This window comes from Gordonia sesuvii (assembly GCF_036350415.1).
GTDB lineage: Bacteria > Actinomycetota > Actinomycetes > Mycobacteriales > Mycobacteriaceae > Gordonia > Gordonia sesuvii.
This window is the reverse complement of record NZ_JAZDUF010000011.1, coordinates 1-14,671: the sequence shown is the minus strand read 5'-3', so window position 1 is coordinate 14,671 and position 14,671 is coordinate 1. Positions and strand designations below refer to the sequence as shown.

The following is a 14,671-nucleotide window of genomic DNA, read 5'->3' as shown; positions in this document are numbered from 1 at the left end:
CCTGAGGAGACCCGGAGCCTGCGGAGGGTCGTCACGAAGGGTTGCGCCGGTGCTACCTGCGGATATCTGTCATAGTTGTGAGTGGAGTTGTCGTCGGCCCGGGCACGGGGTCCGGTGTGCCGTGCGGCGAGGAGAGCGAGTGAAACGGTGACCGTCAGCGGCAAGGTCGTGCATTACGACGCAAATCGGGGATTCGGATTTCTCGCGCCGGAGTCGGGTGGCGCCGACGTCTTCCTGCACATCAACGACATCGACATCGACGAGAACGCGTTGAAACCGGGCGCGAAGGTCGAGTTCGATGTCGAGGAGACCGAGCGCGGCAGCAAGGCGGTCAACGTGGCTGTCACCGAGGCGGCACCTGCCGAGGAGGCACCGAGCGGCCGCCCGCACCGCCGCGACAATCATGACCATGGCCGGTCCCACGGCGGTGACCGTCCCCGCCGGTCGCGGGGTTCGGGTTCACTGGACTCGTCGGCGTTCATCGAGGAGATCACCGAACTGCTCCTCGACTCGTCCGACGACCTGACCGCCGGACAGATCATCGCGATCCGCCAGCGCATCACCGATTTCGCGGTGGCCCGAGGCTGGGTGCTTGACTAGCGCCACCGGCGTGTCCGCCATTCCGCTGACGGCTCAGTACGGCGACGAGGCCGTCGAGCGGATCGTGCCGGAGGCCCCGAAGGTGGCCAGCCTGCCCGGCACCCGGACCGACCATCGCAGCGACTACGCGCGTGACCGGGCCCGTGTGCTGCATTCGGCGGCGTTGCGTCGTCTCGCCGACAAGACACAGGTCGTCGGCCCGCGTGAAGGCGACACCCCACGCACCCGGCTCACGCACTCGCTGGAGGTCGGCCAGATCGGTCGCGGCATCGCGATCGGGTTGGGCTGTGAACCGGACCTCGTCGAGCTCGCCGGGTTGGCGCACGACATCGGGCACCCGCCGTACGGGCACAACGGTGAGCGCGCATTGAACGAGGTCGCGGCCGATATCGGTGGATTCGAGGGCAATGCGCAGAACCTGCGGATCCTCACCCGTCTCGAACCCAAGCTGCTCGACGCCCGTGGGCGGAGCGCGGGACTGAACCTCACGCGTGCCTCCCTCGACGCCACCCTCAAGTACCCGTGGACGCGTCGACTGCCCGCGGTGAAGTTCGGTGCATACGACGACGACGCGTCGGCGCTCGCCTGGATCCGGCGGGACGCCCCGCCGGGACGACAGTGCATCGAGGCACAGGTGATGGACTGGTCCGACGACGTCGCCTACTCGGTCCACGACCTCGAGGACGGTGTGATCGCGAACCGGATCGACCTGCGATCGCTGGGCGATGCGACCGATCAGCGCGGCCTCGCCGACATCGGTGTCAAGGAGTTCGATGGCCTCGAGGCCAACGCACTTATCGACGCCGCGCAGCGACTGTCGCGGATGGACATCGTCGCAGCAGCCGGCGGTCACGACGGCAGCCTCGACAGCGCCGTGACGCTGAAGCGGCTGACCAGTGAACTGATCGGCCGGTTCGCGTCGGCTGCGATCACTGGCACCCGAGCGGTGGTGGGGGATCGGTCGGTGGCGCGGTACGACGCGGATCTGAATGTGTCACCGCTGGTGGCGGCCGAGGTCGCGATCCTCAAGACGCTGGCGTTGCGCTACATCTTCTCCAACGAACGTCACCGGGCGATCCAGCAACGACAGCGCGAACGCATCCATCGCGTCGCGGTCTGGTTGACCGCTGCGGCGCCCGGAGGGCTGGACCCGATCTTCGTCCCGTTCTGGCAGGAGGCCGCCGACGACGGTGCGCGACTGCGCGTCATCGTCGATCAGATCGCGTCGATGACCGAGGGACGGCTGGAGCGCACCGACCGCCAGAACTCGGGTGCGCAGGCACACCTCGGTTGAGCACGGCCATGGGTGCGGCGTAGGGGCGGGCACTCACTACACTGGTCGGCGTGCCAGGCCGAATCCCCGATCGCGACATCACGGCGATCCGTGAGCAGACGCGCATCGAGGAGATCGTCGGCGACTACGTGGCACTGCGACGGGCCGGAGCCGACAGCCTCAAGGGGCTGTGCCCGTTCCACGACGAGAAGACCCCGTCGTTCCACGTCCGGCCCAACCACGGACATTTCCACTGCTTCGGCTGCGGTGAGGGCGGCGATGTCTACAGCTTCCTGCAGAAACAGGAGCATGTCAGCTTCGTCGAAGCCGTGCAGCAACTCGCCGACCGGATCGGCTATCAGATCCACTACGAGGGTGGCGGTACGGCCATCGTCCGCGATCGCGGTACCCGCGCTCGCCTGGTCGCCGCCAACGCCGCCGCGCAGAAGTTCTACGCCCAACAGTTGCAGTCGCCCGAAGCCCAACCGGCCCGCGACTACCTGACCGAGCGGAACTTCGACGCCACGGCGGCAGCCACCTTCGGCTGCGGCTACGCACCCGCGGGGTGGGACGTGATGACCAAAACCCTGCTGTCGCAGGGATTCGAGTTCAGTGAACTCGAGGCGGCCGGATTGTCCAAGCAAGGACGCAAAGGTCCGATCGACCGATTCCATCGGCGGCTGCTGTGGCCGATCCGCAACCTCGGCAACGACATTATCGGTTTCGGCGCGCGCAAACTGTTCGACGACGACAACCTCGGCAAGTACATGAACACGCCGGAGACGATGCTGTACAAGAAGTCTCAGGTCCTGTTCGGACTCGACCACGCGAAGAAGAACATCGCCAAGGGTCACCAGGTGGTGGTGGTCGAGGGATACACCGACGTGATGGCCATGCACCTGGCCGGGGTGACCACGGCGGTCGCATCGTGTGGCACGGCGTTCGGCGAGGATCATCTGGCGCTGCTGCGGCGGCTGATGATGGACGACTCGTACTTCCGCGGCGAGGTCATCTACACCTTCGACGGTGACGACGCCGGAAAAGCGGCCGCCCTCAAGGCTTTCGAGGGTGAGCAGAGTATCGCGGGCCAGACGTTCGTCGCGATCGCCCCGGACGGGATGGATCCGTGTGAATTGCGTCAGGGTCGCGGCGACGGTGCGGTCCGCGACCTCGTCGCCCGACGCGTCCCGATGTTCGAGTTCGCCATCAAGGCATTGCTCGGGGGCCACGATCTCGACACCGCCGAGGGGCGGGTGCATGCGTTGCGGGACACCGTGCCCGTGGTCGGCCGGATCAAGGATGTCGCCCTGCGCGACGAGTACGCCCGACAGCTCGCCGGCTGGGTCGGCTGGGAAGACGTCGCGCAGGTGCTCGGCCGGGTCCGGGAGGAAGGTGCGCGGTTCGCCCGCGCCACGGGCGGTGCACCTCCGGTCAACGGCTCCCGTCCCGACCGGGTGACCTCGATCCGCCGCCAGCGGCCCGAAGCGGCGTCCGCGCCACCCACGGCCCGGCCGCTGCCGGGTGACCCCAGACTGTGGCCGCAGCGTGAGGCGCTCAAGGCGGCACTGCAGTATCCGGCGATCGCCGGCACGGTCTTCGACTCGCTGCCCGTCCAATGCTTCACGGACCCGGCGTATGCCTCCATTCGCACCGCGATGTCGGCCGTCGGTGGCACCTCCAGCGGCATGGGCGGGGCCGAATGGGTGGACGCCGTGCACCATGCCGTCGACGACGCCGTCATCGGTCCGCTCGTGACCGAACTCGCGGTCGAATCGATGCCGGTCGGCGAGAACAACATCTCGCGCTACATCACCAGCGTGCTCGCCCGACTCCAGGAGGTGTGGGTGGGCGCGCAGATCGCCGACATCAAGTCCCGTCTGCGGCGCATGGCGCCCGGCGAGGACCCCGACGCCTACAACGCGGTGTTCGGGGACCTCGTGGCATTGGAGGCCTACCGCCGCAGTCTGCTCGAGCAGGCGGTGGACCCGGATGTGGGTGTCGGGTGACTGCGTCGCATCACTAACCCGGATTTCTCCGTTGATCGAGTAGCCGGCGAGCTGACGCCACCAGCCCGCCGGTCGAGTAGCCCGAGCCGCCTTTTCCGTTGATCGAGTAGCCGACGAGCCGCTAGGCGAGTCGGTGTATCGAGATCCTTTCTGGCGCAAGTGGTCTCGATACAGCCCTCGCCTAGCGGCTCGGGCCTACTCGACCGGCGGTTGGGGGGCTCGCCGGCGGTGGGGGCTTACTCGACCGGCGGTGGGGACTCGACCGGCGGTGGGGGCTTACTCGACTGGCGGTGGGGCTCGACCGTGGGTGACCCAATCAGCTCCGGGAGATGCTCGTCGACAACCACGACCCCAGCCAGTCGATGGCATCGTGCCCGGCGGCATCGACGACGAACGACTGGTAGCGGACGTGACTCTCCGACCGGTAGAAGCTCCCCGCGCTGATCGCGTCGGTGATCAGGGTGGCGGGGTCGGCGATCGCGTACTTGGTGACGATCCGGGTCACGGCCACCGCGGAACTCCGGAAGTCCTCCGAGACCGCCTCGACGCCGTTGCCCGACTGTGCTTTCGCGGTCACGATGCCGCGGGATACCGCGACGAGTTCGCGACCGAGACGTCGCAGCTCGGCGCGCGGTTCCGCGGTGATGGGCACCGACTTGGCGCCCGCACGTCGGCCGACCTCCGCCGCGGCGACCCAGGTCAGCTCCTGGATGCGGCCGACGACGTCGGCGACGCGTTCGATGTCGATGTGGGCGAGGCCGGCCGCCACCAGGGCCATCGCCTTGGTGAACCCGGTCTCGTCCGGAATCAGCGCGAGCGTCGCCGACACCTCGGTGAAGTCGACCGACGCGGCGAGGGTGACGAGTGGACGCAGATCGCTGTTCAGCGCGGTCGCTGTCTCGTGAGCGGCGGCGAGGTCACCGTCTGCGATGAGGGTGGGGAGTCGTCCCAGTCCGTCCGCGATGCCGGTCAGGTCGAGGGAGGCGAGCGTGGTGGCTGCTCCCGCAGCGCGACGCACCGCGGCCGCAGCCTGGTCCGGTGACTTGCCGAGTACCGAACCCAGCTGACCCAGGAACGGGTTGTGCTTCTTGTCGATCGAGCAGTACAGGTCGGCGGGCGCGCAGATCGAGGACACCCGGCCGGCCAGGCTGCCCATCCCGTCCGGTCTGGGGTCGGCGATACCGATGCCGTCGGCCCGCGGGCCGACGATGGTCGCGCCGTGGGTGCCTGCGCGCGGGTCGGCGAGCAGCGCGACCGCCAGCACCCTGTCCGGGCTCACCGGACCTAGCCGGTTCCCGATGGCCGACGCGAGATCGCCCGCAGCGTCGGCGCCCTGGCTGTAGCCCGTGATCGTGACCTTCACAGCCGGGTGATTTTCAATGACGTCGCGAAGGACCTGCGCCGCATTGTCGAGCGCAGACGCCTTGCTGGCGCCGTAACTCTCACCGTTGTCGAAGGCGCGGGCGATGTAGGGCAGGAAGTAGATCTGGGCCGCGTCCCCGTGGTCGCGGCGGATCCGGTCGGCGATCGGGCGCAGGGCACCGGTGGCACGGTGCGGATCGGCTGATTCGTCGGTCTCCCACGTTCCGGGGATGAACAGGTTGAAGGTCGTGACGGAACTGCTCGGCGACGGCTCCGCGAGGGCGACGCCGGGCGCAGCGATCAGCGACACTGCCGCAGCTCCGACAGTGAGAAGACTCATCGATCGGGCGACCGTGGGCCCTGGCAGGCGGTCGTGGTCGGCCGGGCGTGAGGAGGGCAGCGTTCGAACTGCAGGGAACAATCGCATCGGTGTGTCCGCACGGGTTGTGTGTGGGAGATGGATCGGGTCGCCGATCCGGCAGCTGCGACATGGGCGACGGTCGATGTGATGATGTCGAACAGTACCGCGCGGACGTTCGGATTCGCGCGACATTCACCCCTTCATGCGACACCCTGCGTGTCCGGATGGTGAACGGTTGTGAACAAGTCTGGCGGACAGACGAATTGATGTTCCTGCCGTCTACTGCTGGGACTGGTGGTGCCGATGTTTCCCGGTGATCATCGTCATCCTCGATGCTGAAGAGTCTTGTGCCGCGGTGGGATTCGCGGGGCGCCGTTCGTTAGCGGAACGAAGAAGCTGTCGCTGCAACCGGTCTCGCGTTCGGACGTGTGGAGAGTTGCCTGCGGAGTGGTCGAGGACTACCCGCGGGGATCGGGGAGTGGGGCGGGCGGGGCTCGAACCCGCGACCTACGGATTATGAGTCCGCGGCTCTAACCGACTGAGCTACCGCCCCCGGCCGGGCACTGCGCGCGCCCGACGCTGCACATTACCGCACGTCTCCCGCCGTCGGTCGAACGCCGCGGTCATCCCGCGGCCGACGCTAGACTGCAGAGAAATCAGCACGTGAGGGCACGAGTCGACGAACGAGGAGCGCATGACGGGGGCCGACGAGGCGAGTGTGGACAGCGACCTCCCCGAGAGCCTTGTCGATGTCGCGGGACGTCGGATCCGCGACGCCATCCTGTCCGGCAGTCTCACGCCCGGCCAGAAGATCGTCGAAGAGACGCTGTGCGCAGACCTGGGGATCAGTCGCGCACCCGTGCGCGAGGCCCTGCGGTTGTTGGCCCAGCAGGGGCTGGTCGAACACCAGCCGCGGCGGGGGACGCGCGTGGCCGAATGGTCGCCGCGCGACATCGTGCAGTTGTTCGAGCTGCGGCAGGTGCTCGAACGGTTCGCCGTCGAGTCGGCTCTGCCGCTCGCGGACCCGAAGCGGCAGCTCGAGCCCGTCCGCGCGGCCGTCGAGGAGATGAAGCGAGCGACGGATGAGCTCTCCAAGGACGACGCGCATCGGCGCTTCCATACGGCAGTCGTCGGCCTGGCCGGGAACCGTCAACTCGACATCGCGCTCGAGCCGATCCTGCTCAAACTGCAGCTCCCGATGGCGGTCAACCTACGCGCGGAGACCGCAGATCACCACGGACCGGACGACGGGGTGAAGCGTCATCTCGCGATCCTGGAAGCGTTGGAGACCAACGATCCGATCGCCGCGGTGTCGGCCCTTCGTGACCACAAGCATCTGCAGTACCTCGATCTGGCGGCTCCGCCGGTCAACGATCTGGCGGCTCCGCCGGTCAACGGCACGGATACCGCCGGCGCGCGCTAACACAACCGACACACAACGGATCCGCAGGCGCCACAATTCTGTCGACAATCGACGGTATGGCAGATGCGCATCCGCCCGCCGGACCGGTCCTCGGTCCCTCGGTCGCGGAGATCCTCGACGACCATGTGAGCGGCAGCGGGTCACCGATACGAACGGCGCGTACCGTCGCCGACGCGATCGAGGCCCGCGGCGACGACGGGACCTGGCTGTCGACGGTCGGGAGAAGTGAGTTGCTCGCGGCGGCCGCGGAACTCGAGCGTCGCCCCGGCGCGCGGGCGCTGCCGCTGTACGGCGTGCCGTTCGGTGTCAAGGACAGCATCGATGTCGCCGGCGCTCCGACCACCCTGTCCTGTCCGGACTTCGCCTACGTCGCGGACACCACCGCGCCGGCGGTGCAACGACTCCTCGACGCCGGCGCCCTTTATGTGGGCAAGACGAACCTCGACCAGTTCGCCACCGGCCTCAACGGGACGCGTACGCCGTACACCGTGCCGAGAAGCGTGTACGGCGGCGACATGATCTCGGGTGGGTCGAGTTCGGGCTCCGCCCTCGCGGTTGCCCTCGGCGAGGTGCCGTTCGCGGTCGCGACGGACACCGCCGGATCGGGCCGGGTGCCCGCCGCGCTCAACGGCATCGTCGGCTACAAGCCGTCTCGGGGACTGATCAGTACCACCGGACTGGTACCGGCGTGCAAATCCCTCGACTGCATCACGATGATGTCCGGCCGCATCGACGACGTCGACCGGGTGATGGCGGTGATGGCCGGTCCCGACGACGCCGATCCGTGGTCGCGCCCCCACGGGCCGGGAGTCACCGGCGCTCCGATACGGGTCGGGTTGCCGCCAGAGACCGAACTCGAGTTCTTCGGTGACGATGCGATGCGGGCAGCCCATCACGCGTTTCGGAACCGACTCGCACACCAGGGATTCGCCGTCGACATCGAGATCGTCGAGGTGTCGCTGGAGCCGTTCCTCGCGGCCGGCGAACTCCTCTACGCCGGTCCGTGGGTGGCCGAACGCCTGGTGGTGTTCGCGGACTTCCTCGCCGCACATCCGGACTCCATCCACCCGGTCGTCCGTGACATCCTGCGCAGCGGCGAAAAGTACACGGCCGTCGACGCGTTCGCGGCGATGCAGACCCTCCAGGAGCTGCGTGCCGTCGTCGGCCGGATCTGGCGGGACATCGATGTGCTGGCCCTACCGACGATCGGCCGCACCTTCACGGTCGAAGAGGTTCTCGACCAACCGATCGAGGCGAACACCATGCTCGGTCACTACACGCACTTCGGCAACCTCCTCGACCTGCTCGGAGTCGCGATCCCGCAGGGCCACACCGCCGACGGCCGTCCCCACAGCGCCATGTTGCTCGGCAACGCGCTCTCCGACGACACGGTGCTGCATCTCGCAGCAGCCCTTCTCGACGAGCCCCGCACAAGCGCGGCCCAACACGACACCCACAGCACAGAAAGGCTCGCCCCGTGGCCGACATCGTGACAATCGCCGCCGAACCGGCCCCCTTCGACCTCGAGCCGTCCCGCGCGGCCCTGGTTCTCATCGACATGCAGCGTGACTTCCTGCTGCCCGGCGGCTTCGGGGAAACCCTCGGCAACGACGTGAGCCAACTGCAGAAGGTGGTGCCCCCGCTCGCGGAACTCCTCGACGCGGCACGCGCCGCGGGGATGTTGGTCATCCACACGCGCGAAGGCCACAAGCCCGACCTGTCGGATTGCCCACCCGCAAAGCTCAATCGCGGGGAACCGTCGAAACGGATCGGCGACCCGGGGGCGTTCGGGCGCATCCTGATCCGCGGCGAGTACGGCCACGACATCATCGACGAACTCGCACCCGCGGCGGGTGAGGTCGTGATCGACAAGCCCGGCAAAGGGGCGTTCTACGCAACGGATCTGCACACCGTGCTCGACGAACACGGCATCACCCAGTTGCTCGTCACCGGTGTCACCACCGAGGTCTGTGTGCACACCACCACTCGTGAGGCCAACGACCGCGGATTCGACTGTGTTGTCGTATCCGACTGCGTCGGTTCGTATTTCCCGGAGTTCCAACGGGTGGGTCTGGAGATGATCGCCGCGCAGGGCGGAATCTTCGGCTGGACCGCGCCGAGTGCTGCGCTGATCGCCGCCCTCACCGACCACACGGCAGCGTCGCCGTCGACCGCAGTGTCCTGAGCCAGTCACTTCACCTGTTGCCGAGAGGATTCGACGCGCATGAGCACGACCACCGATCCCGCCCCGCCCACCGGACCGTCATCACCGCCGGCCCCGCTGACCATTCCGTGGTGGACCCGCGGAGACACCAACGCCTTCTTCGGGCTCGGTTTCAACATCCTCGTCAACGTGCTGACGCTGACCGGTCTGATGATCGCCGTGGTGCAGGTCCCGGCCGGAGCAGTCCTGGGCACGGTCCTACCGGCGCTCGGCGTCGCGCTGATCCTGGGCAACCTGTACTACACATTCCTCGCGCGGCGACTGGCCAAACGGGAGAACCGAACCGACGTGACCGCCCTGCCCTACGGGCCGAGCGTGCCGCACATGTTCATCGTCGTCTTCGTCGTCATGCTCCCGGTCTTCCTGGCCAGTGGCGACGCGATGCAGGCGTGGGAGGCCGGCCTGGCCTGGGCGTTCATGATCGGCGTGATCGTCATGATCGGTGCCTTCATCGGCCCGTATGTCCGCAAGCTGACCCCGCGCGCGGCGATGCTGGGAACGCTCGCGGGCATCTCCATCACCTTCATCTCCATGCGTCCGGCCGCACAGATGTGGGAGGTCGCGTGGATCGGTCTACCGGTACTGGCGATCATCCTGATCGGATTCTTCACCGACGTGAAGCTGCCGGGGAACATTCCCGTCGGACTCGCCGCACTGCTCGTCGGCACCGCGATCGGCTGGATCGGTGGCTACATGTCGGTGCCCGACCTCGAACAGGCGGTCTCCGACATCGCGATCGGAATTCCCGACCAACGTTTCGACATGCTGTTCTCCGGACTCGGTGACCTGGCGCCACTGCTCGGTACGGCCATCCCGCTCGGCGTCTACAACTTCACCGAGGCGATGAGCAACGTCGAGAGCGCCGCGGCCGCCGGGGACAACTACAACCTGCGCAGTGTGCTGCTGGCCGACGGTGCCGGTGCGTGCGTCGGTGCGGCGTTCGGTTCGCCGTTCCCGCCCGCCGTGTACATCGGACACCCGGGGTGGAAGGACGCAGGCGGCCGCGCGAGCTACTCGCTGGCGAGTGGGGCGGTCATCGGCGTGCTCTGCTTCGTCGGACTCTTCGGCGTCCTCGAGGCCCTGCTGCCGGTTCCGGCGATCGTGCCCATCCTGCTCTACATCGGCCTGCTGATCGGCGCACAGGCGTTCCAGGCGGTGCCCCGTATCCACGCCATCGCCGTGGTCGCCGCCATCCTGCCCAACCTGGCGGAGTGGGGTAGAGGCATGATCGACAACGCGCTGAGTGCGGCCGGCACCACCGCCGAGGAAGTCGGCGCCGAGGCCCTCGGCAACGCCGGCCTCGTGTACGAGGGACTGAAGACGTTGGGTGAGGGCGCGGTCCTCGTGGGACTCGTCCTGGGCACCATCGTCACGTTCATCCTGGACAAGAAGTTCCACTTCGCCGCCATCGCCTGCGGGGTCGGTGCGGTCATGTCGTTCATCGGGCTGATCCACGCGCCGGAGGTGAGTTGGGCCGCCAGCCCGGAGGTGTCGCTGGGCTACGTGCTCTTCGGCGTCGTGTGCATCGCCTACTGGTTCCTGCCGAACGCCCGCACCCCGCGCACCGTCGACGAAGCGGACGTCGTGGCGGGACACTGAGTTACAGATCGACGCAGGTAGGACGCACCGGAGAACACTCGCGCAGGCGTTTTGTTCTCCGGTGCGTCCATGCGCTAGAGTCATCATTCGGTTCGAGAGCATTCCCCCATAGCTCAATTGGCAGAGCATTCGACTGTTAATCGAACGGTTACTGGTTCGAGTCCAGTTGGGGGAGCCAAACGTCAGCGCCCGTCACCGCAGGTGACGGGCGTTTGTCGTATCCGTTGTCGGACCATCGGTCTACCGTGTGTGACATGGCTCTCTCCACCTCGGAACGCGAAGAGTTCTTGTCGCAACCGCACATCGCGGCGCTGGCGGTCGAGGCGGCGCCCGACCGTGCGCCGCTCGTCGTGCCGATCTGGTACCAGTACGAACCCGGCGGCCGGCCCTGGTTTCTCACCGGCACCACGTCGCGCAAGATCGAACTGATCCGGGCCGCGGGTCGATGCACACTGATGGTCGAGACCCTCGAGCCGACGATCCGCTACGTCGCCGTGTCGGGGGAGGTCGTTGACTACGCCGAGGGCACTCGCGAGCACCTCACCGAAATGGCGGCCCGATACCTTCCCGCGGACAAGGTCGCCGCCTACGTCGACTTCGCCGTCGAGGACCACGGAGACCAGACGAAAGTCGTACTGCGGCCACAGCAATGGGTGTCGTCCGATCTGGGCAGCATCTGAGCCACACTCCGACCACACCGCACCGGGTCAGACCTCGGCGGCCTCCCGATGGCGTGCGAGGTCCTTTCGGAGATCTGCGACCTCGGCACGCAGCAACTGGAGTTCGGCGGAGGTGGCCGCCGAGTTCGCCTCGTCGTCGTCGGCGACACGCTGGACGATCCAGGACGCGATGGTCGCGGTGACGACACCGATCACACTGATCCCGCCCAGCATCAGAAACCCGGCGATGACGCGACCGGTGAGGGTGATGGGGTAGTAGTCGCCGTAGCCGACCGTGGTGACGGTGGTCATCGACCACCACACCGCGTCGCCGAACGAGGTGATGGTGGCGTCCGGTAGTTGCCCCTCGGTCTCGTAGATGGCCAGGGACGCCACATAGATGAGCAACATCGCACTGGCCGCGGTGTAGAGCACCACCCGACCGCGGATCGCGCTGCCGAGCGCCTTCTGCAGCACGCCGACGAGGATGAGCAGTCTCAGGAGTCGTAGTGGCCGCAGCATCGGCAAGACCACGATGGCCAGATCGGCGAGGTGGCGGATGAACCACGATCCGCGGTGTGGCGCCACCGAGAGGCGGACGACGTAGTCGATGGCGAAGCAGAGCCACGAGGCGTAGATGACGACATCCAGAATCGTGTCGACGGTGTCGCTCGGATCGGCGAGGACCTGCACCGAGTACGCGGCGAGGAACAGCAGTGCCATCGCGACGAGCGGCCATTCGGTGCGGCTTTCCCACCAGGCGAGGCGCTCGCCGCCGTCACGTCGGTCGACGGCCGAATCGTCGCGGCGATTCGCGTCGGTGTCGGCGGAATACATCTCGAGTGCACCTTTCAGCTCGTGGGGCACCGCGACGTCATCTGGCCGCGGCGGGTCGGAGACCTCTCAAACGGCCGGCGCCGCCCAGGGCGGGGCAGGTCGTCGGGGGTGACCTGCCCCGCCCTGGGCGGCGCACATGACGAGAGTACCCGACACTCGTCGGAACGCTCAGCCGACGCTCCGGCGACGGCGATCGCCTGGCTGTTCGGCCGGGGGCGCGACCGGCGCGTCACTCGTCGTCGGCGGTGTCCTCCCAGATCCCGGTCGACTCGAGGTGTCGGGTCAGGCGTGCCGCGCCGTCGAGGAACTGACGCCGGGTCTGCTCGACGACCTGCTCGCGGTCGCCGGTCCGGTAGGCCTCGATCAGCTTCGCGTGTGAATCCACGGCGACCTCGCCCCAGTCGGGGTCGGTCGCATACAGCTGTGCGGGTGTGTAGCGCGTGGCGCTCAGCAGGAACCACGCCAGCTTGCCGCCCGAGGCGATGTGGTTGTGCACGCGGTGGAATTCGAACTCCGCCCCGGCCACCTGACTGCTGTCCCCGGCGCCGAGGGCGCTGCGCAACTGCTGGTTGTGCCACTCGAGATCGGCGATCTGCTCGGGGGTGATGGCGGCAGCGGTACGAAGCGCGAGCTTGACCGCGATCTCACCCTGCAGCCAGAACAGATCCTCGACATCGGTGCGGCTGAGCTCGGCGACGATGTACCCGCGATGGGGCGCGAGATTGACCATCCCTTCGCCGCGCAGCGTGAGCAACGCCTCGCGGACCGGTGTCACACTCACGCCGAGACGTTCGGCGGTCTCGTCCATCCGCACGTATTCGCCCGGCCGGATCGCCGCGGTCATGATCTGACCGCGCAGATGCGCAGCGACCTCTTCGGACAGCTGGGGCCTGCGCCGCAGACGAGGGGACGCCTTCGTCCGCGGCGCGCCCTCAGAGCCCGAAGGTCTTGCCGATGATGTCGCGCTGGATCTCATTTGTGCCACCGTAGACCGTCGAGATGATCGCACCACGCATCAATCGCTCTGCGTCGAATTCGGTTGCGTAGCCGTAACCACCCATCATCTGCATCGCGTCGATCGTCATTCGCTTCGAGGTCTCGGTGGCCTTGAGCTTCGCCATCGACGCCTCCCGCGGCAACAGCTTGGTGGGATTGTCGTCGGCTTCCTTGGCGACGGCGTAGACGAGTTGACGTGTGCACTCGATCTCGGTCGCGAGATCGGCCATCCGGTGGCGCATGGCCTGGAACGTCCCGATCGGCCGCCCGAACTGCTTTCGCTCGGTGATGAACGCCAGCGTGTCGGCGAACGAGCGCTCGGCCACCCCGAGCTGCATCGCCGCGAGGATGAGCCGTTCGGTGTTGAGCCCGGCCATCAGCTGGTTCCAGCCGTTGCCGACCTGTCCGACGACGGCCGAGTCGGGCACCTCACAGTTGGTGAAGTACAGGTCGTTGACCTCCCGGCCGCCGAGCGTGTCGATGCCCTTGATCTCGAGCCCGGGCGTGCCTGCCGGGATGTGGAAATGGGTCAGTCCCTCGTGCTTCTTGTCCGTCTTCTCGGTGCGCGCGATCAGCAGGATGGACTTGGCGAAGTGCGCATTGGAGCACCATGTCTTCTGCCCGTTGATCACCCACCCGCCGTCGACCTTCTCGGCGCGGCAACTGAGGTTCGCGACGTCGGAGCCGGCCTCGGGCTCCGACATCGAGATCGACAGCGAGTCGCCCTCGACGACGCCGGCGAGAACGTCCTTCTTGAGCTGGTCGTCGGCGAACTTCTCGTAGGCTGCCGCGGTGATCAGGGTCGGACCGATACCCCCGATGGGGGCGTTGCCGCGCATCGCCTCCTGGAGCAGGATGCACATCTCGACGTTTCCGGCGCCCGCGCCGCCGAACTCCTCGGGCACGACGATGCCGGCCCAGCCCAGCTGCGCCATCTTGACGTAGAGCTCCTGCGAGTGCAGCTCGGCGCCGTTGTCGGTGAGCGCGTCGCGCTGTTCGCGAGTGCCGGCCTCGCGCTGACAGAAGTCGGCAATCGCCTTGGCGAAGGCGGTCTGCTCGTCGGTGAAGGACACCATCGTGGGATCGGACCTCTCGTGATCAGGAGTGAGTCTGAGCTCTTGTCGGCATCGAAAGTATCACATCACATATATTTGATAAGGAATGGCGTGAGCTGAGCCACAACGCACGATCGCTACATTGGTCGCATGGTGCGTCCTGAAAGCTGGACTGGACTAGCGGGTGGGAGTCCCGTCCCGGTAGGTACCGGAACGCCGGGTAGCAGGCCCCGGTTCGTCGTCGAGAGGTGGCGGGCTGAGCGGGGTGTCGAGAGC

12 protein-coding genes and 2 tRNA genes are annotated in these 14,671 nt (G+C 67.3%); 9 read left to right on the top strand and 5 right to left on the bottom strand.

Going from position 1 to position 14,671, the window contains the following annotated elements; translation table 11 throughout:
- Nucleotides 1–147: 147 nt before the first annotated feature.
- Genes VZC37_RS23955 through dnaG form a run of 3 tightly spaced genes read left to right on the top strand, consistent with a single transcriptional unit; the run spans nt 148 to nt 3,879 of the window.
- Nucleotides 148–600, top strand: a complete 453-nt coding sequence (locus VZC37_RS23955) for a cold-shock protein (protein ID WP_330436503.1) — start codon at nt 148–150, stop codon at nt 598–600.
- On the top strand, nt 593–1,894 hold the full coding sequence (locus VZC37_RS23950; protein ID WP_330436501.1) for a deoxyguanosinetriphosphate triphosphohydrolase: 1,302 nt from the start codon (nt 593–595) through the stop codon (nt 1,892–1,894). The genes VZC37_RS23955 and VZC37_RS23950 overlap by 8 nt, the downstream gene beginning before the upstream one ends.
- 50 nt (nt 1,895–1,944) lie before the next feature.
- Nucleotides 1,945–3,879, top strand: a complete 1,935-nt coding sequence (gene dnaG / locus VZC37_RS23945) for a DNA primase (protein ID WP_330436500.1) — start codon at nt 1,945–1,947, stop codon at nt 3,877–3,879.
- Nucleotides 3,880–4,195: 316 nt separating this feature from the next.
- Here dnaG and VZC37_RS23940 read toward each other — a convergent pair whose 3' ends face one another.
- Entirely contained in the window at nt 4,196–5,581 is a 1,386-nt protein-coding gene (locus VZC37_RS23940; protein ID WP_330436499.1) for a cutinase family protein, read from the bottom strand.
- Nucleotides 5,582–6,081: 500 nt separating this feature from the next.
- Nucleotides 6,082–6,155: transfer RNA gene (locus VZC37_RS23935), tRNA-Ile, on the bottom strand.
- A gap of 141 nt (nt 6,156–6,296) precedes the next feature.
- Here VZC37_RS23935 and VZC37_RS23930 point away from each other — a divergent pair.
- The 6 genes from VZC37_RS23930 to VZC37_RS23905 all read left to right on the top strand — a co-directional run bounded on the left by VZC37_RS23930 (nt 6,297) and on the right by VZC37_RS23905 (nt 11,528).
- Nucleotides 6,297–7,025, top strand: coding sequence for a GntR family transcriptional regulator (locus tag VZC37_RS23930; RefSeq protein ID WP_330436498.1), 729 nt, complete (start codon nt 6,297–6,299; stop codon nt 7,023–7,025).
- 56 nt (nt 7,026–7,081) lie between these two features.
- Nucleotides 7,082–8,518 (top strand): allophanate hydrolase, encoded by a 1,437-nt coding sequence (locus tag VZC37_RS23925; RefSeq protein WP_330436497.1) that lies wholly within the window; start codon nt 7,082–7,084, stop codon nt 8,516–8,518.
- Nucleotides 8,503–9,210, top strand: coding sequence for a cysteine hydrolase family protein (locus VZC37_RS23920; RefSeq protein ID WP_330436496.1), 708 nt, complete (start codon nt 8,503–8,505; stop codon nt 9,208–9,210). The genes VZC37_RS23925 and VZC37_RS23920 overlap by 16 nt, the downstream gene beginning before the upstream one ends.
- Nucleotides 9,211–9,249: 39 nt before the next feature.
- On the top strand, nt 9,250–10,848 hold the full coding sequence (locus VZC37_RS23915; protein ID WP_330436495.1) for a SulP family inorganic anion transporter: 1,599 nt from the start codon (nt 9,250–9,252) through the stop codon (nt 10,846–10,848).
- Nucleotides 10,849–10,950: 102 nt separating this feature from the next.
- Nucleotides 10,951–11,026: transfer RNA gene (locus VZC37_RS23910), tRNA-Asn, on the top strand.
- A 76-nt stretch (nt 11,027–11,102) separates the two neighbouring features.
- Nucleotides 11,103–11,528, top strand: coding sequence for a pyridoxamine 5'-phosphate oxidase family protein (locus VZC37_RS23905; protein ID WP_330436494.1), 426 nt, complete (start codon nt 11,103–11,105; stop codon nt 11,526–11,528).
- Between the two features lie 27 nt (nt 11,529–11,555).
- Here the strand turns inward: VZC37_RS23905 and VZC37_RS23900 are convergent, their stop codons facing one another.
- From VZC37_RS23900 to VZC37_RS23890, 3 genes are all read right to left on the bottom strand, one after another.
- Nucleotides 11,556–12,230 (bottom strand): potassium channel family protein, encoded by a 675-nt coding sequence (locus tag VZC37_RS23900; RefSeq protein WP_330436566.1) that lies wholly within the window; start codon nt 12,228–12,230, stop codon nt 11,556–11,558.
- Between the two features lie 343 nt (nt 12,231–12,573).
- Nucleotides 12,574–13,320 (bottom strand): GntR family transcriptional regulator, encoded by a 747-nt coding sequence (locus VZC37_RS23895; protein ID WP_330436493.1) that lies wholly within the window; start codon nt 13,318–13,320, stop codon nt 12,574–12,576.
- Nucleotides 13,277–14,416 (bottom strand): acyl-CoA dehydrogenase family protein, encoded by a 1,140-nt coding sequence (locus VZC37_RS23890; RefSeq protein WP_330436492.1) that lies wholly within the window; start codon nt 14,414–14,416, stop codon nt 13,277–13,279. The genes VZC37_RS23895 and VZC37_RS23890 overlap by 44 nt, the downstream gene beginning before the upstream one ends.
- Nucleotides 14,417–14,671: the final 255 nt, after the last annotated feature.

What these genes read in the sequence shown, in the direction of transcription:
- VZC37_RS23925 (WP_330436497.1), top strand. Translation starts at nt 7,082, where the DNA reads ATGGCAGATGCGCATCCGCCCGCCGGACCGGTCCTCGGTCCCTCGGTC.
- VZC37_RS23905 (WP_330436494.1), top strand. Translation starts at nt 11,103, where the DNA reads ATGGCTCTCTCCACCTCGGAACGCGAAGAGTTCTTGTCGCAACCGCAC.
- VZC37_RS23890 (WP_330436492.1), bottom strand. Translation starts at nt 14,416, where the DNA reads ATGGTGTCCTTCACCGACGAGCAGACCGCCTTCGCCAAGGCGATTGCC.
- VZC37_RS23900 (WP_330436566.1), bottom strand. Translation starts at nt 12,230, where the DNA reads ATGGCACTGCTGTTCCTCGCCGCGTACTCGGTGCAGGTCCTCGCCGAT.
- VZC37_RS23930 (WP_330436498.1), top strand. Translation starts at nt 6,297, where the DNA reads ATGACGGGGGCCGACGAGGCGAGTGTGGACAGCGACCTCCCCGAGAGC.
- VZC37_RS23895 (WP_330436493.1), bottom strand. Translation starts at nt 13,320, where the DNA reads ATGAGATCCAGCGCGACATCATCGGCAAGACCTTCGGGCTCTGAGGGC.
- VZC37_RS23940 (WP_330436499.1), bottom strand. Translation starts at nt 5,581, where the DNA reads ATGAGTCTTCTCACTGTCGGAGCTGCGGCAGTGTCGCTGATCGCTGCG.
- VZC37_RS23915 (WP_330436495.1), top strand. Translation starts at nt 9,250, where the DNA reads ATGAGCACGACCACCGATCCCGCCCCGCCCACCGGACCGTCATCACCG.